This is a genomic window from Bradyrhizobium sp. Unk1 (assembly GCF_059512345.1).
Map to the genome: position 1 here is coordinate 138,100 of NZ_JCAMOP010000005.1, position 15,121 is coordinate 153,220.

13 protein-coding genes and 3 pseudogenes are annotated in these 15,121 nt (G+C 59.6%); 7 read left to right on the forward strand and 9 right to left on the reverse strand.

Going from position 1 to position 15,121, the window contains the following annotated elements; genetic code table 11:
* Positions 1-28 precede the first annotated feature (28 nt).
* From AC5ZFO_RS08160 to AC5ZFO_RS08175, 4 genes and pseudogenes are all read left to right on the forward strand, one after another.
* On the forward strand, positions 29-358 hold the full coding sequence (locus AC5ZFO_RS08160) for an FMN-dependent NADH-azoreductase (protein WP_496121920.1): 330 nt from the start codon (positions 29-31) through the stop codon (positions 356-358).
* Between the two features lie 458 nt (positions 359-816).
* Positions 817-1,311: a DUF3788 domain-containing protein gene (locus tag AC5ZFO_RS08165; protein WP_496121921.1), complete on the forward strand. Its 495-nt coding sequence runs from the start codon at positions 817-819 to the stop codon at positions 1,309-1,311.
* A gap of 718 nt (positions 1,312-2,029) precedes the next feature.
* On the forward strand, positions 2,030-2,428 hold the full coding sequence (locus AC5ZFO_RS08170) for an SPW repeat domain-containing protein (RefSeq protein ID WP_496121922.1): 399 nt from the start codon (positions 2,030-2,032) through the stop codon (positions 2,426-2,428).
* A 520-nt stretch (positions 2,429-2,948) separates the two neighbouring features.
* A pseudogene (locus AC5ZFO_RS08175) lies at positions 2,949-3,082 on the forward strand (co-chaperone GroES); the annotation flags it as partial.
* A 540-nt stretch (positions 3,083-3,622) separates the two neighbouring features.
* Here AC5ZFO_RS08175 and AC5ZFO_RS08180 read toward each other — a convergent pair.
* Both AC5ZFO_RS08180 and AC5ZFO_RS08185 read right to left on the reverse strand, forming a co-directional pair.
* Positions 3,623-3,844 (reverse strand): cupin domain-containing protein, encoded by a 222-nt coding sequence (locus tag AC5ZFO_RS08180; protein WP_282520721.1) that lies wholly within the window; start codon positions 3,842-3,844, stop codon positions 3,623-3,625.
* 569 nt (positions 3,845-4,413) lie between these two features.
* Positions 4,414-4,764, reverse strand: a complete 351-nt coding sequence (locus AC5ZFO_RS08185; RefSeq protein ID WP_496121923.1) for a nuclear transport factor 2-like protein — start codon at positions 4,762-4,764, stop codon at positions 4,414-4,416.
* An 853-nt stretch (positions 4,765-5,617) separates the two neighbouring features.
* Here AC5ZFO_RS08185 and AC5ZFO_RS08190 point away from each other — a divergent pair.
* On the forward strand, positions 5,618-5,980 hold the full coding sequence (locus tag AC5ZFO_RS08190; RefSeq protein ID WP_496121924.1) for a hypothetical protein: 363 nt from the start codon (positions 5,618-5,620) through the stop codon (positions 5,978-5,980).
* Positions 5,981-7,133: 1,153 nt separating this feature from the next.
* On the opposite strand, the pseudogene AC5ZFO_RS08195 reads toward AC5ZFO_RS08190, so the two are convergent.
* The 6 genes and pseudogenes from AC5ZFO_RS08195 to AC5ZFO_RS08220 all read right to left on the reverse strand — a co-directional run.
* Positions 7,134-7,793: pseudogene (locus AC5ZFO_RS08195) on the reverse strand (SOS response-associated peptidase); the annotation flags it as partial.
* Positions 7,794-7,856: 63 nt separating this feature from the next.
* Entirely contained in the window at positions 7,857-8,210 is a 354-nt protein-coding gene (locus AC5ZFO_RS08200) for a hypothetical protein (RefSeq protein ID WP_282520716.1), read from the reverse strand.
* A gap of 61 nt (positions 8,211-8,271) precedes the next feature.
* A pseudogene (locus tag AC5ZFO_RS08205) lies at positions 8,272-8,684 on the reverse strand (hypothetical protein).
* Positions 8,685-10,015: 1,331 nt separating this feature from the next.
* Positions 10,016-10,192, reverse strand: coding sequence for a hypothetical protein (locus tag AC5ZFO_RS08210; RefSeq protein WP_404979759.1), 177 nt, complete (start codon positions 10,190-10,192; stop codon positions 10,016-10,018).
* Between the two features lie 34 nt (positions 10,193-10,226).
* Complete coding sequence (locus AC5ZFO_RS08215) at positions 10,227-10,736, reverse strand: hypothetical protein (protein WP_404979758.1); 510 nt, start codon at positions 10,734-10,736, stop codon at positions 10,227-10,229.
* Positions 10,737-10,741: 5 nt separating this feature from the next.
* Entirely contained in the window at positions 10,742-11,032 is a 291-nt protein-coding gene (locus AC5ZFO_RS08220; RefSeq protein ID WP_404979757.1) for a winged helix-turn-helix domain-containing protein, read from the reverse strand.
* A 262-nt stretch (positions 11,033-11,294) separates the two neighbouring features.
* Between AC5ZFO_RS08220 and AC5ZFO_RS08225 the strand changes: the two genes are divergently transcribed.
* Both AC5ZFO_RS08225 and AC5ZFO_RS08230 read left to right on the forward strand, forming a co-directional pair.
* Positions 11,295-11,420, forward strand: a complete 126-nt coding sequence (locus tag AC5ZFO_RS08225) for a DUF1127 domain-containing protein (protein WP_496121973.1) — start codon at positions 11,295-11,297, stop codon at positions 11,418-11,420.
* Positions 11,421-12,598: 1,178 nt separating this feature from the next.
* Positions 12,599-12,862 carry a hypothetical protein gene (locus AC5ZFO_RS08230; protein WP_496121925.1) on the forward strand — a complete coding sequence of 88 codons (264 nt, stop codon included), beginning with the start codon at positions 12,599-12,601 and terminating at the stop codon, positions 12,860-12,862.
* 74 nt (positions 12,863-12,936) lie between these two features.
* Here AC5ZFO_RS08230 and AC5ZFO_RS08235 read toward each other — a convergent pair whose 3' ends face one another.
* Positions 12,937-15,099, reverse strand: coding sequence for an exonuclease domain-containing protein (locus tag AC5ZFO_RS08235; protein ID WP_282520715.1), 2,163 nt, complete (start codon positions 15,097-15,099; stop codon positions 12,937-12,939).
* Between the last annotated feature and the right edge of the window lie 22 nt (positions 15,100-15,121).

The following is a 15,121-nucleotide window of genomic DNA, read 5'->3' on the forward strand; positions in this document are numbered from 1 at the left end:
ACTTCTCGAAGCCATTGGGATCGATCACATGCACATTCTCCATATTGATAGCAGTCCGCGTCGAGAATCGCATAGCCGTGAGCTTTCGGCCGCGATCGTCGAAAAGCTTCTTGAGGTGGCGCCCGGGGCGAGCATTACCCGGCGTGATTTAGGGTTCGAATCCTTGCCCCATACCGTGGCTGACTATGCCGCCGCGTTGGCGTCGCCCGCCACGTTAGCCGCCCCGCCGAAGGGTTCTCTGGATGTTTCCGAAGCGCTTATCCGGGAAGTTGAAGCGGCCGATGTTGTTGTCATCGGAACGCCTATGCACAACTTCACCATTCCCTCGGTTCTCAAAGCGTGGATCGATCAAATCTAGCGCGTCGTTCGCACGATGATGTCGAAGCCCACCGGAAAGGTGGGAATGCTCCAGGATCGTCCGGTGTTCATCGGCGTCGCCTCTGGCGGCGTCTTTACTGGAGACCGAGCCAACCAGCCGGACTTCCTCACGCCTTATCTGTCGCTAACACTTAGATCCATTGGGCTGAGGACCCAGCAATTTATCCCCTAGAGGCCACCGCGTTCCTCGACCGAGAGCAAGCTCCATTGGCGAGGGAGAAAGCGCTCGCCGCTCTCGATCTGACTGTCATGGGAGAGCTTCGAGGCGCGCATGGTTGCCCTGCAATGCTCTCAGGCACCGGTAGACCGGATCGCGAGGCATACACACCCTGCTGCGGAGAGCGTCGGACCAGGAGCTCCCTAAGGGCGCGCCGCAAGCGCTTGGCACACCCGCATCACCTCCGGCCTCCGCCGGACTATTAAACTGGAGGTCTTTCGATGATTTTACCTATAGGAACGAGAGTAGCAGCCGTCGATGGCGTGACGTTTCCCAGAATCGGCGACAGGATCACCGACAAATCAGCACCGCCCAGTGACGGCGCCGTTCGCGAGTGGATCGGACCAGAGGCGTTCGGGTATTGGACCGGGCTGCGGAACTGGATCGTCGAATTCTACCCTGGAGTTTTCGAGCCGGACTGGCTTTACGGTGGCAGAAACCGCGGTTGGTCCTTGCGCTACAAGAAGACCAGGGCGTTCTGCACCTTGGTGCAGGAATACCGACTGTTTTGGGCCGTGGTGGTCATGGGTGGAGCTGAGCGAGAAAAGTTTGAGGAGAGGCGTTATGTCTGGCGTCCGCACCTGGTCAAGCTCTATGACGAAGCCAAAACATACATCGACGGAAAGTGGCTGACAGTTGCCATCTCATCGGCGGATGATCTGCACGATGTGACGGAGCTTCTCGTTATGAAGCGCCCGCCACTGTCGCGCGACTGAAGTTCACAAATATGCTGGGTTCGCCGCGCGATGGCTCCGAGGAACGCGACCATTTCCCAAAGCAGCTGATGTTAGGCCAGCTGCTTTAAACGAGCACTCGCCGAGCTTCCGCAGAGTCTGGTCATCTCCTGAGCCACCTTCGAATGCGTTGGCGCGCCAAATGCCCCATCCGTCCAAGATGCGCTAGATCGTAAGAATGAGTTCGAGTTATTCACGCGCATCATGAATGCCCACAGTACCCGTGCGCTTTTGCCGTTCTCGTACGCCCACCACGAGCCTCCCTCGGGGTTCGCTGCGCGAATTTTTTAACGCAGAGCGACCGTCGCGAACCTGCTTAGGGTGCCCAGAAATGAAGCGGATGACGTATAGCACGGTCCGGACGATGTTCCCGAGTCGTTCCGACCTCGACATCCGGACACTAACGCATCGTCGCCGCGTGCGGTTGAAGTTCACTTCGCTCTTTGACCGGTGGTCAATTGCTCGACGCCGCACCAGCCTGCATCTATGGCGCCGGGCGTGTGGAATGGAAACAATGACGACCGGGAATTTCTAATGCTTAGGGTATCGGTATAGCCTTTCTGTGCCTCTAACCGGGGCTGACCCGTCGCGGTTCTACTGAGTGCTAGCCAGCACAGGGCGGCGTGATCGTCGTCTTAGTCGGCTGCAGTCTCCGCGTCGCAAGGACCCGCTCGAGCAACCAAGCGCGTAGGAGTCGCCGATGTCGTTCCGTTTCATCAGTAAGTCTATCCACGCCTACCTAATCGATTATCCAATCGCTATCGTCTTGATTGCAGCTCCGTTCTGGCTGAAGCTCGGTCAGAGCGGGCCCGTCGCAACGTGGCTTTCGGTTGTTGTCGGTGTCGCCGCGCTACTCTTGGCCGCCCTGACCGACCATGCCACCGGGCTCGTCCGCATCATTCCTTACTGGCTGCACCTTTGGGTCGATCGCACCGTCGGCGTGGTGTTCATCATCGCCCCGTTCGCCTTCAAATTTTTCGAGCTCGACGCCTGGTATTACTGGATCCTCGCTGCCGCTGTTCTGCTAACGACGTCAGTCTTTAACGCGCCTGAGCAGCCAATCGCGCGTGTGGGGTTGAACAGTCGCGTAGCCGGCTAAAGGCGGCGCCAGCGTCGAGAGGGCTGCTTGAGGTTGAATTGATGGGCGAGGAGTGTGCCGCGAATGGAGTTCTCGGTCCCGACGATGAACTGAACCACTTTGAGCTCCCGCTTGGTGCCGGCGGACTGACTAATGGCAAGTGAATGGCACCAACGCCACGGGCGTTTCCTCCCCCGACTACCCGGGGCTCAAAGCGAGCTCCGGGCTTTTTCGCGCGAATAGTCCGATCGGAAGGTGAAAAGTGAACGGTCGCTGTGGATCGCTGTACGCCAGCGATATACGTGCTGAAACGATAACCCCAATGGACTAAGCGCGACTTTGAAAAGGCAAAAGCCTTCGACGAGGTCTTCCCAACGTCGAGCATTTTCGGCCGCGGTTCGTCGAGGGGCTAGTTCGGCTGTGACGGAGCACTTGCGTCATCCGAGCAAACATCGTTGGGCCGAACCTCTTGCGCACCAGTGTCACTGGCATATGTTGCGACTGCCAACCTAGAGAATATTCACAAAAGGCGGGAGGACTGCTGAGATTCCGTCCACTTCGCGACCGCGTCGTGGTGTCAAGGGCATCGAAGCTCAGAAGAAGCCCAATAGCGGCATCATCATTCCCGACACGGCCGAGGAAAAGCCATCCCAGGGCGTCTTGAATCTTGCCGGCTCGCCGCCAAGCTGGCGGAGCGGCCCCCGGCCTACCTTCAAAAGCTCCCTGAAGCCGGAGCCGTCTCTTCGCCCGGTAGGTTCGCTGGAAGCATGACCGTTTGGACGTGAGATTTACCTCCCGTTAGAAGACTTCGGCGCGGGCGGGCTGCGCAAGGCGCGTATGAATTCAGAAAGCGCGCGCCCGTATGACCTCGAAAATGCGGTCAAAGATCCAATCGCACAAGCTAGAAACGAATTGCATCAATCGCGTGGGCGATTAGGACGGCTACACTGACGCCGATGAGCACGACGAGCAACCAATTGAAAAACACGTTCGCTTCCCAGCTTTGGAATTGAACGCGCGCGTGGCTCGCGGTTCAAGCGGCGTGAGACCGAGCCGGCCTGCTAATACAAGGCGCGCGCGCATTTTTGTGAAACGGTGAGCGGCAGGCGCAGAGCATTCACCGACCGTCCGTCCCAGCTCGGCCGCATGCGAATCGGGGGTTTTTCCTCCCTCTCGCGGCGGACGGCACGAACGCCGCGCCGCCGGCCCCCGGCCCTAGGGGAACGTCAGACCGAAAGCGGCCGGGTCGGGCTGCTCGCCTTCCCGAAGGACCAAAAAGCGTTCCAGCCCACCCGGCACGAAGCTGAGCAGCAGAGTCGCCTGGTTACCGACCACCTCGATCGTATGTGGCGCACTGCGAGGAAGAGCCGCGTAGGCGCCCGGCCCCACCTCGACGCGGGCATCGCCGACCCGCGCGATTAGCTGCCCCTGCACCACGTAGACTCGTCCTCGCGCGAGTGAGTGTGCAGCGGCGGCTCCTCCCCGGCGCGCACCGTCCCAGGACAGCGCGATAGTCGCCTCCGGGACTGACCGCTCTCCACTTTCATCTCGACGCTCGAGCCCCGCTCGAGGGCACCATCTCGCCGCCGTGGGGCGCCGTGAGAACCGGCTGCTGGACTGACATTTGTCGCCTCCTGATCGTGTCAAAGAACTATCCACCACCACACGAGAATGACCTTCCGACGCCGGTGAGGTAAATCACCTCCCGCCATAGAGTCGATAGACGATCGTTATTGCCGCCCGCGCTGCCTCACCGTAGCGAGGAATGTCACCAGCAGCACCTGCGACTCCCGTCGCCGCCATTGGACCAATCAAGGTTGCGCGCGCCAAGGCGCGCCGCCGCCATCGACTATGAAGCCGCCCCCTTCGGTGGATTTGTCGTGCGCCACGTCGCCGACCGGATGCCGGACCGAGGTAAGAGAGCGAGTCGCGCGATCCCGGCACTTTGCACTGTGCCCCAAAAGACCCGGAAAACGAGAGGGGCGCAAAGGCCCCGCGCCCTAAGGTCAGGTGTCGAAAAAAACGTATCGACTGATGATCCGTTCGTGCTTCACTGTGATCACATCCCGGCCCTTGACGACGTTGCCGTCTTTCCCCGCGAGCGCCCAAGTGTACGTAGACGTGTCCCCCGTTGTCTGGATCGGGCCAGTGACCGCGAGGTGCATTCCCGGCATCTGCGCGTGTACCGCTTTAATCGCACATTCAACGCCCGCAAAACCTGAAAACCACACTGCCGGCTCGCCGATGACTACGTCTGCTGCATACGTTGAAGGGATGCCCGTGATGCGCTCAGTGGCATCTCGAGTGTTCCAGATTTTCAGGTGACGATCGACGATCTTTGCGACGGGATTGGACATGTCTTCACTCACGCTTATGTGCAAGACGTGATCGCTCTGCGCTCGCGATCAGCCCATGCTCCCGGCATGAAGCAGATATTCGCTGTTCGTCCATCATCCATTTTCACTATAGCACTTCATGAGCCTATGCACTTTTGCAGCGCATCGAGCCTAAGATGATCGCGATCAGCGGCTCAATTGAACGATCGGTACCCGTTGGCATCTAAAGGGGCACCGATACGATACGAAGGTTTATGGCGCTCGACCTCTAAAGGCGACCACCTCCCCAACGGGTCAGGAGCGTCGTCCTCGGCAATAGACGGCCGCCCGACAACTTCGCTATGCTTGTTAGCGACCAAGATCGCGCGGCCGCACAATATGTCTCGAAGGGCCAAGAGGCGACGTAACGCGTCCGGGGCAGCGCGGATCGAGTGGCGGGCCGGGGGACTCTCTTTGTGCCACCACCAGACCGGAGTGTGCTGGAACAGATTGGTCCTTACCCACGTAACCCAATTCCAACTTTCCAAAACTTTTTCTGTAGGCATCCTGTCCATCCGCAAAATTGGCGATGTCCTGCCCTTCTCTAACCTCGGTCCGGCATCTGGTCGGTGATGTGGCGCGCGACAAAACCACCGTAGGAGCGGCATCAGGGTCAAGGACCGCGGCACGTTGGCACGCGCAACCTCGATTAGTCCAAGGGCGATAACAGGTTTAGAAGTCTCTGCGGATGCGGCTGTAGGGTATCCTCGCTGTGGCTTCGCGCGGCGCGCGCAATAATAATGATCGTCTATCGACTCCATGGCGAGAGGTGATTTCCCTCGCCTGCGTTGCAAGGTCATGCTTGTCGCGCGGTTTAAGACAAACAGGAGCTGCCATGAAGTTTCAAGTCCGCGGCCTCGCGATTGCGCTCGCAATTGTTGTTCCTATCGCAGTGGCCGCCACGGCAAATTCATCTGCCGCACCGATCAATGGCACGTCGATCAAGGCGGCAGCGCCAGCTGTGACCCCGGACGTGCGCTATCGGGTCCGGCGGAGTGATCCCTACCCTTCGTACTTGGGCTACAATTCGTACTGGGGCTATCCCGCCTATAGTTCGTATGGGGGCTATCCGACCTATGACTCATATTATGGAGCAGACGGTTACAGATATTACACGTCAGGTTGCCTGCCCGGACCGCGCGTCGGCGCCTTTGCGACAGCGCCCTGGACCGACACGCCGACGTGTCCGCCGTATTGATAAAACCCTCTGCGCTCCCGAAGGCTGGCGCGTGCGTGTAATGAGTCCGCGCCGACCTCCGGGCGATCCGTGATCAGATCACCACCCTCGACGACATCGAATGGATTGACGGTCAAATTGGAGCAATCCGACATATTCCTATCCTGGCTTCTCTTACGGCTGATGGTGACCACAACTGATGGTAACGCCAAAAGCTCGGGAGCGAGCGGCTTCCTCGAGCCGCTTCTTGCGTGATGGAAGTGGTCATGTTGCAATCAAGGATGCATGCTGAAATGAACAAGCCTGCAGAGCCCCAGCCGGTCACTCCTCGGGATGTCGCATGGGCAATCTAGCAAACTGGCTTTACCTTGTTGGATCGCTGTGCTTTGTTGTTGGTACAGTGATCAACATGCTTCCGATTTGAGGAAGACATGCATCTATTTGGGGACTTTAGCATTCCTCGATCATGCGCACGTCGGGTCATTCTCGATAGCCAGGCAGTCCTGCCTGCCAATGGATGTCCGCTTTTCCTAGTGTAACCTGATTCTTGCGCGCACGCGCGCTCTGAAGAAGGGGAATTGGCCAGCCACATGCAGCGACGGGCGCCGCATGTCCTATCAGGTCTTCTTCGGTACGCTTGTTGCGGGGCATGTCTCTCGCCGCAGCATCTGTTTGGCCGGTTCAACGGATTCGTCAAATCGGTGATCCAGCGCGTCAGCGAGGATCGCAGCTCAAGTGCTCGAGAATAGTTTCTATTGTCACGATACTCTATCGCAAATGGCGAGGGTCGAGCTCATTAAGATCGCAGTGTATGCAATACTCTACGCACTCGTTATCTTGAATAGGAGCACAGACTTGGCAACGATCGCCGTCGCTGCGCAGATTGTTTTTAGCGAACAAATCGTGTCGCGCTGGCTTGGGCTTGAATGGCTCCGTCGTGAGTGCGAGCGTACTTATGATGATGTTTACCGCCAGTTCCAATCAAAAGGTCAGATGATCCCTTCTCTATCGAGGCATTGGGCCGATACGAGATCGCGAAGGCAACCGCAACGCTCTCACTTTCGTCGCGCATTTTCGAATCCAGCTCAGAACGCGCGGATGCTGAGTGGGCAAAAATACGCGCCGCTTTTGGGGATCTAACGTTTAGATCAACATTGGCTGGTAGCATCCTATATGCGACAGCCTTGTCCTCCTTGTCGGCTCCCCGCATGACGATCTTGAGCGCGTCATCCGGCAACGGCCGCTGCAAAGCCTTCGCCTCGTCCCACGGTGCGCGCATCCAAACATCGCGCTCCTCGTCCGTGGCCAGGATCACCGGCATCGCCTTCGGATGGATTGGCGCGACGACAGCGTTCGGCGCGGTCGTCAGGAAGCCGTAGACCTGATGCGGTCCCGGCACCGGCTTGGACTTGGTGCCTCGGTCGCCCTTGAACTCGGTCCAGATGCCTGCGAAGGCGAACAGCGGGCGGTCCTCATTCAGCGCCAACCAGACCACGTCTTTCTTCTTGGTCTCCGGGTTCGGCTCCGGTGCATACTCGGCGAAGCTGTTGGCGGGAACCAAGCAGCGGTTCTCGGGCTTCAGCCAGCCGCGCCAGTGCGGTGATGACATGTTGCGAATGTTGGTCACGGGCGGGCCGCCTGTGCGCGGTGGCGGCGGCATGCCCCAGCGCATCGTCAGCATCTCAGTGCCCGCCTCGGTGTTGCGGATCACCGGCGCGGGATAGTCGAGAAGCACGCCCGGCATAGGCGCGAGGTTGCCGACGTAGCGGTTGACCACGCGGAAGAGACGGATGATGGCCTCTTGGCTCGTGGTGATGCTGAAGAGGTTGCACATTACGCGCGGCGACTACCGAGAATGGCCGCAAACGCCAAGGCCGAGGCCGACTTGCAGCATGTCTTACTTCTTGAGAATGCCAATATCGGTGTTGCCCAAGTTCTTCATGGCGCGCTCAGCGGCGGGCGTATCCACCGCGTTGTCATGCGGGGGCAGAGGCTGAGTAACCGAGGAAGCATCCACGTCGCCGCCGGTCGCGGCGTGGCTGAGCGCGTTGCCCACGTTGGGACCGGAGTAGCCCGCAGTGCCGCTTACGGTATGCCCGGTCGATAGGGTGCCGCCCGCATAACCTGCGGAGCCGGTGGCCGCAGTTCCGCTCGCCGCCGAGCCGCCACTGCTCGATCCACCCGCACTCTGGCCCAAGGCGAGCGAAGAGCCGCCAACGAGTAAGATCAAAATAACGGCGATGTGGTTCAAAGAGCGGTCCTCTACTTGAATGACCGCTCAATGAGTTGCACCTCCGAAAACTCCTAGGGGCCTACCGCTCTCCAGGCCACCGCGTTGATGGTGGATCGCTCGCCGAAATCTTGATGCGCCGGAGCGCGACAAGGCGGCTTCGCTTGTACGGATAGACCCGCACCGCCGAGCAATCCTTGCAGCGCATGTGTCGCTCCAGCTCATGAACCGGCGTCGTCTTCGGCCGCCGCACGATGTCCAGCGCGACGGTCTGGTGCGTGTCGCAGCCCAGGCACTTCACTTCGAGATAGCCAAGCCCCGCATTGAGCGCATCGCCCAGGGTGGGCGATGGCTGCGCCGGACCCTTGAAGGCAAGCATGCGCTTATTCCATGCCTCGCAGGCCAGCTTGTCGGCCTGCCTGCGCGCTTCTGCTGCCTGCTCAGCAACCGCCCGGACCGACGACCCGTAGAGGTCTCGCGTGATTTGCTACCCATGGCGAGGAGCATCGCCCGGCCAAGAGGGCCAAGGCAAGCCGCTACAGCTTGCGTGGATAACGCACCGGGCACAACGATGGCGCTCGTGCTGACGCGTCGAGGTTGAGGGCGATGCCGTGCTCGATGCTCGACGTAATGCGCAGGCAGTGACGGCCTACGCCTAGTGCGGAAGTTGTCGGCTTTGCCATACACCTTCGTATAGGTCCGTGCCCCCTTTAGGTGCCCGACGTTTACCTACGTTCAATTGAGCCGCCGATCGCAATCGTATTGTATAGGGCGTGCGATAGTGCTCCCGCTATCGCAGCCCTCCCTGGGCGTTTCCTCCCTAGACTTGGGCCGCTTGTGGCAACGCAGGCGGCCTTTCTTTTTGCCCCATCGGTTTCTCGGGTCCTTTGGGGCCCGCCCAAAACGCGGGGTACGCGCGACGCCGCCCATCGAGGATATTTGCAGTTTTTGATTTCGCGCTTTCTTTTCGTGCCATTTCGCACACAAAGGCGGTGTGCGGCTCTGCCCTTCCCGAAGTGTCGGCGCGCCTCGTCGAGGTCCGGTCAGTGGGGTAGAGCGGTCTAGATTTGCTCACGTTGAGTTCTTCGCATTTTGACCTGGCTGTGTAAAAACGCGAGGAGACGAAAGACAGCTAGAATTACGTTCTTCAGTTTGCCGTCTGGCTTGAAATCGCTTGCGCGCATGAGCGCTAGATCGACCTTGGACGAACAACTTCTTCTATCGCGCTCGACCAGGGCGTTTTCACACAGCCAAGACCCAAAGCCGACATCACGCCTCCGGCACTCCAGCCATCAGCATACCATCGCGCAGACGGTTGCTGCCGGCGCGGAATGCTCGATCGGTGCTGAGTATGAGCCCTCGCGTCCGGCGTATGGTGAAGGCAGGATCTAGCGCAAGCCCCGCGCGCACGGCGGCCCGCGCCTCTTCCAGCGAGCCCACGAGTGCAAGAGCGGCAGCAAGCTGAAAATGTACCACGGCATAGTCCGGTTGGCTTCAAGGCTGCGGCGCAGCCAATCGACCGCCTCCGCGTCGGCGCCGAGGATCAATTTGGCGACGCCAAGCCAGTGCATCCACCTATAGGCGTTGCTATCGCGCGGAGAGAGTCGGAACGCCCGCCGGATGTGGGCTTCGCTTTCCGTTCCTCGACCAATAAAGACTTCGTAAATCCGATCATCACGTGGGCGGTGGCCAGATTGCGATCAAGTGCAAGCGCCTGCTCAAATTCTCCGATTGCCAGCACTGCGCGCCTTGTGAACAGCTGCGTCATGCCAAACAACATATGAGCCTGCGCATGACGCGGAGCCATGGACATACCTTGTTCAACATCACCTCCGCCGCCACAAGCGCGCATCGCGGTCATCAACCATGAAAGCGGCGGCAGTTATTAGATCGACGCTGGCCTTCCCGACCAGCGCTTCGACGTTCTCGGGATCAAGCGCCAAGGCTCGCTCAAAAAAGCCACCAGCTTGTGTCAGGTTTTCGGGCGAGCGTCCCTTGTTCAACGAATGACGGCCCTGGAAACACAAATCTATCGCATCAGGAAGAGGCGATCGCTCGGCGCGCCGCGCCTCTGCCTCGATCAGTTGAGCATTCAGTGTGTAGCGAGCCTTGATACAATCTCGTCCTGCCGTCAAACAAATCAGCCATCCGTTTGTCAAAGCGATCAGCCCACAGGTGCGCGCCGGTTTCGGGGTCCACGAGCTGGACGTTTACGCGAAGCCGATCACCGCCACGCTGCAAAGAACCTTCTAGCGCGGAACGAACATCCAGCTCGCGGCCGATTTGCTTGAGATCAACCGCTTTGCCCTTGTAGGTAAATGCGGTGTGTCGACCTATGACGAACGAGCCACCGATGCGCGATAGATCCGTGGTCAGGCTCTCGGTCACGCCGTCAACGAAATAGTCCTGCTCGGGGTTACCGCTCAGGTTGGTGAACGGCAGCACGACAATGGACAGACGCTGCGCTGAATTTGGGGTCGGCTTCATGTCGCCGCTCTGCGCCGCAGCGTTAACCGGCTCAACCGCGAGCGTCTGTGCTTCCTGCACTTTGCCTACGAAGCGGAAACCTTTGCGCCGCAATATTTTATGAGGCGCTGCTTCTCGCCCGTGTCGCCGATTGCGCTCCGAGCGGCGTTCACGCGAGCCGTCAGCGCGGCATCGGAAACGATACGTTCGCTCCAAACGGCGTTGATGAGGTAGTCTTTACTGACAACGCGCTCCCGGTTTCGGACCAGATAGTCAAGCAGATCGAACACCTGAGGTGTGACAATAATCACGTCCGTTGCGCGATACAGTTCGCGCCGGTCGGTATCCAATGCGTAGTCCTCAAAGAGATAACGCAAGCTGCCATTCCTCTTCGATGTCACCTCTGAAGCCCCAAGAGCGCAAAGAATAAGCTGCCGGTAAGGAGAATGTAAGCCACCTGTTAAGCGCGCCAGCGGATGTGCTGGCAGCTTTAGTATGGTGAAACAGCTCACCTTGGACACACCGCGATGAGCACGATCCACGAGACCACTGAGTTCGAACCGGCAACCGCAAGGCGGCAGTTACAGCCCCCTCGAAGCATATTGGGATGCGTTTTGCGAGTGGCGAAAACGCGAGATACTGCGAGCCCAGCTATGCCGGCTGACGGACGGCGAGTTGATGGACATCGGCATCACGCGTGGTGAGATCGACTACGTCGCTATAAATCGCGCTATCGACCCGCGAGGCGCTGTCGTCGCGCCGTGAATAAGCCGGCGCTTTGGTCATAGCGTGTCGACAAGGATGAATGATACGCTCTTTCCTTCCGCGCATCAGTCTGCTGTTGGACCTCAGCTGCCTCTCTGTTGCTTCGCCTTGACGTCTGCTCGCGGGTGCGAGCCGATCCGATGCATGCTCGGATGAAACGCGTGCGCGATTGGGCGTCGTCTTCGTTTCACTCTCACGTCGAACTCGGTCACGACCCGATCCGCTGGGCGGCCCACCAGTCCGAAATCGGTCTTCGATATGGCGAGAGAGAGTCGGATTGGTGATGGGTTTCGCAAGGGCTCAACCCATCTTTCGGCAATTGGCAGAGCTGCAGCGTGAGCGTGGACCAACTCATGGGCCTCAAGCATTGCAGCCGCCGGGCCACGCTGCGGGATAAGCTCAAGAGCAATGGAGCGCCCTTCTGAGGTGAGAAGAATTGGCGCGCTATGTTGTCGGTCCAAGTTGTGCTCCGCAGGTATTGGTAGAGGGTATTGATTGCGAATATTCCCTTATCAACTGTGAGCTGCGCTACGGAATTCTTCAGATAGTCACGTCATATCCCCAGGAGCCCACAGTCCCTCGCCGAGACCTCTCGGCGCTCCGGGAATGTTGGTGGCGTGGGCGTTCATTCGGCACTTTGGCCGACGCGGGGACTGTCTGTTCACGGAGGGATTTTGCGGAACCTTGGCCTCAGCCACTGATAAGCTTTTGGCAGAAACCTTATCAGTGAGCCAACTGACTCCGTTTTGTTAGAAACCTCATGAGTGAGCAAACTAACTCCGTCTGCTTCATTGAATGTGCCACACAAGAACGGTGTTACGGATCTAGAACTTTCATAAAATCAATACCGCGGCAGATCGGGGAGACAGTTCAAGCCTGTTCGGCAGCGTTAGCTTTCCACTTTGTTTGCAGGGCCTTCGCAGAGTGCATGCCGTTATCGCAGAGGCTTTGATGGACGCGACGAGGAGCGCACTGAGCTGCAAGCGCTGCCGCTAAGGGCAGCACTCTGCGGATCGTGGCGACTGGGAGAAGAACGACCGCCCCGGTCGCCTAGCGTTCTGCACAGGACAACGGAACAGGTGGACAAGCCGGAGCCCTGCCGATTGCGAATCCCTGCGTGCTAACCGCCCGGAACGAGCGAGGGGGCGGAAGGATTCGTCCCGGCAGGAGTGATCTCTATGCTGATGACGAAGGAGAGACGGCCGGCAATACGGACCCTGCGTGGCTGGGCCATTTTGGCGCTGAGCGATGCCGGCACCATCCGCGAATGCGAGGAGCACGGTTGGATGCTCGATCGGGCCGATCCTCATGCCCGCGACCGCGCGTTCCAGCTCGCCTGTGAGGCACCGCCGCCCGGCGTCTCGCCGGCGGCCGCCGCAGCCGCAATTGCCGAGGTGTTGGACTCAATCGGCGACACGTGCCCAGAGTGTCCAACAGACTAGCATTTTGATCTAGCGGCCTCGGTCTTTCGTCGCCGTAGTATGGGACGGCAGAGGCGATCTTGTCCGGAATGCGACTAAGCAGCCTGCACCGCTTCTGCCGAAATGCCGTCGTCGCGCTTCTTGTTTATGAGGTTCAACAGCCGGGCCGCCGCCCGAGCGTCGCATAGCGCGCGATGGTGTTCTTCGAGCTCGATGTCGTAGATCGCGCACAACTTTCCGAGTCCGTACGATTTGTGCCCGGGATATCGACGTCGCATTCCCACGCAAGTACACAGCTTCGGAAAGCGGAAGCGTCGTTCGAGCCGTTCGTACTCGTACGACAGGAAGCCGTAGTCGAAGTTCACGTTGTGGGCGACGAAGATGCCGTCCCCCATGAACGCCATAAAACTGTCGGCGACTTCGTGGAACACGGGCGCATCCCGAACGATCTGGTTGGTGATGCCGGTCAGTTCGACGATCTTCGCGGGGATCGGCCGCTGCGGATTAACAAGCGAGTGCCACTCGTCGACGACTTGATGGTTACGGACCTTGACCGCACCGATTTCGGTGATGCGATCACCAGACGACCAGGTTCCCGTGGTCTCAATGTCGACGACCACGTAGTCCTGCTCCGGGTCGAACCGGTAGTCCACGCGGCCGATCTTGGCCGGGATGCCGGCGTTCTCCAGCTGGCGCAGGCGAGTCAGTTGGTTGCGGCGTATGGCGTCGCCTTCCGCCTTGACCTCGACGAAAGACACCTTGCCGTCGCGCACTTGCATCAGATCAGGGAAACCGTCCCGCGTGCGGGGAAAGTCTTCGCACATCGCCTGAACAATCTCGGCCAAACCGTCCGCGCGGGCGCCTTCGAGCAAGGCACGCAGTGCGCCCATCTGCACGTGGTCCCAAGCGAAGACTCCATTGGGTCGGCCCCATCTAGCGGTGACGGTGCGCAAGACGATCGGAAGCGCATTACCGGATCTGATCTCCGCGAGCTTGACGTCGATCTGCGAGGCGAACCGCCGATGGAACGTCCGGTCGCGAAGGCAATGCGGAACCCAGTCGAAACCGCTGTGAAGCTGGCCGGACTCGAAAAGCTCATCCCAGAACAGCAGCCCGAACAGCATGTGCCAAAGCGTATTCTCCGCGAAGTAGACCTGCCCGCCCAGGCGCCGCAGCACGCCAGCCACCCCAGCCTCGGGATTACCGCGATGCGTGTCGTCGACGACGATCGTCCGCCCCGATCGTAGCAACTCAGTGCACAGACCTGTCCGCCGTCCGCCGAACTTGCGCGCGTAGAAATCCGTCGCGAAGAGATGCTCGTCGTCGCTTTCGGGATCATCGATCATGTCCCGCAGCAAATTCTCAGACGCTTCCTTGTCGCCCTCCGCGTACAGCAACCGGACGAGGCGCTCGCGGCAATCGGCCGAGCCGCCGAAACGATAAAGCCGTTCGGCCAGATCCTTGTCGCCTTGCTTCTCGAAGAACTGCCCGACCCGGCACGCGGCGCGGGCCGCAAGGTCGGCGGCATATTCGGTCGTCCGCGGGGGTCCGTCCAGGATCGCTGCAGCCTCCCGTGCATAGATGCCGGCAGAACGGACCTCGATGCGGTCCAGCACTTGGCTGTAGTGAAAGCATGCATGAGCTTCGTCGGCGTCGGCAAAGCGAGCGCTGAACGACGTCTCCCTGTTCGTGCGCAGGACGCCGAGATCGCGCAGAGCGAAGTTCTTGAGGTCGTCGACCGTCTTTCCGAAATAGAGGTACAGCAGGAATTCGATCGGCCGCGTGTTGTCGAGCGCTATGAAGCCGCCGGCCCCGCAATGTTTTGCCGCAAGATCGAACGGAATTGCGGCAACGAAGAAGTCGGCCAGCACCGGTTTCGACCATGAGGTGAGGACGTCGCGGCCGAACCCCGCTGCACGGGCGCCGTCGAGAAGTGCGGTCTTCGGCAGGCAAAGTACGAAGGCGGAATAGTCCTCGGCACGCAGGCCGCGCGCATGGCCACACTCGATCAAGTCACGAGCCGCGATTTCGAGGTCGGTTATCTCGCGGTACTTAAAGAGTGCGCGATTGAAGATCGCCCCTCGCCGGTTGACCATCCGGATGAGCAGACACTGCGCGTCCTTCGAGAGGATGCGAAAGCGCGCGGTGAACGAACGTTGCTCGTCGGTTAGGATCTCGCCATACGTCCTCTCGACAAAGTCGAGCATTTCGACGAAGTGGTCGAGATAGTAGTAGACCGGCAACGTGGTAGGCTTCATTTGACGCGCGCCGGGTTCCCAT

What these genes read in the sequence shown, in the direction of transcription:
- AC5ZFO_RS08160 (WP_496121920.1), top strand. Translation starts at nt 29, where the DNA reads ATGCACATTCTCCATATTGATAGCAGTCCGCGTCGAGAATCGCATAGC.
- AC5ZFO_RS08165 (WP_496121921.1), top strand. Translation starts at nt 817, where the DNA reads ATGATTTTACCTATAGGAACGAGAGTAGCAGCCGTCGATGGCGTGACG.
- AC5ZFO_RS08170 (WP_496121922.1), top strand. Translation starts at nt 2,030, where the DNA reads ATGTCGTTCCGTTTCATCAGTAAGTCTATCCACGCCTACCTAATCGAT.
- AC5ZFO_RS08185 (WP_496121923.1), bottom strand. Translation starts at nt 4,764, where the DNA reads ATGTCCAATCCCGTCGCAAAGATCGTCGATCGTCACCTGAAAATCTGG.
- AC5ZFO_RS08190 (WP_496121924.1), top strand. Translation starts at nt 5,618, where the DNA reads ATGAAGTTTCAAGTCCGCGGCCTCGCGATTGCGCTCGCAATTGTTGTT.
- AC5ZFO_RS08230 (WP_496121925.1), top strand. Translation starts at nt 12,599, where the DNA reads ATGCTGATGACGAAGGAGAGACGGCCGGCAATACGGACCCTGCGTGGC.
- AC5ZFO_RS08235 (WP_282520715.1), bottom strand. Translation starts at nt 15,099, where the DNA reads ATGAAGCCTACCACGTTGCCGGTCTACTACTATCTCGACCACTTCGTC.